The following is an 867-nucleotide window of genomic DNA, read 5'->3' as shown; positions in this document are numbered from 1 at the left end:
TGCCAACGGTTTTGTGTATGGTTAGTTGCGTGGTTAAGCAACTAAGTTAGCAAACTTTTACGAACCCGTGAAAATTCCGCAGGAATTTTCGCAAGTAGGGAAGAACCTAGCAATTAATTATACACGGTGTTGGCAAATCGTATTTTATTTTCAATAGACAATCTCAGTTACTATTAATCGCTTTATGAAATAGTCATTTAAGTCAACTTTAGTTTCTAACATTCGGTCTGCAATAAGTCTTGGGTCAATCGTTCCAGCTGCATCTCGCATATCAAGATATCCAGTTAAAAAACGAGATTTATTTTTAATTGAATTCAATGCTCTAGTGTAGCTCCCAACATAATTTATAGCAACCCAATTTTTTCGAGATTCGATGATGGAATCCTCATCTATCGCTTCTTTATATCGGAATGAAGATTCAGATGTACTGTAGCCTAAAGTTCCGTCTGGCAATAAATATTTACGTCTAATTTTTAACATTGGAACGTCGCTAAAACTCAAAGTCAATTTTTCAGGGTCGCGTTCAATCCAAATTGAGTCAGGAACACTATAGATTTCCAATCTTAAATCACGCTTTTTTAGATATTCTCTACTGCTTTTTGAAATCTTTTTCCAATATTCAGTCTCTCCTTTTGATAATTCGGTCAAAAATTGTTTGTAAGCTTTTTTTGTCTCCAAATTCGGATACTGTCTTTTTAGAAAATCCGATTCAAAGTCGTTTACTAGATAAGTCAGAGTTTCGCTGTTTTCTTTTCCCAAAACTTCTTCAAATTCCGCTATAGCTTTTTCGTTTGAACAACTAAAAGTCAGAAGTAAAATTATAGTTAGAAAGATGAATTTCATTGTTCGGTTATATGTTTGCCAACG

The 867-nt window shown here is 34.0% G+C and carries 1 protein-coding gene; it reads right to left on the bottom strand.

The window, feature by feature from the left end; translation table 11 throughout:
* Window positions 1-150: 150 nt before the first annotated feature.
* Window positions 151-867: hypothetical protein (locus ACFQ13_RS01885; protein WP_386113438.1), on the bottom strand; the 717-nt coding region annotated here is incomplete at its 5' end.

The sequence above is a fragment of the Winogradskyella rapida genome (genome assembly GCF_042675845.1).
GTDB classification, from domain to species: Bacteria; Bacteroidota; Bacteroidia; order Flavobacteriales; family Flavobacteriaceae; genus Winogradskyella; species Winogradskyella rapida.
The sequence above is the reverse complement of the archived record's forward strand: the minus strand, read 5'-3'. Positions and strand labels throughout refer to the sequence as shown.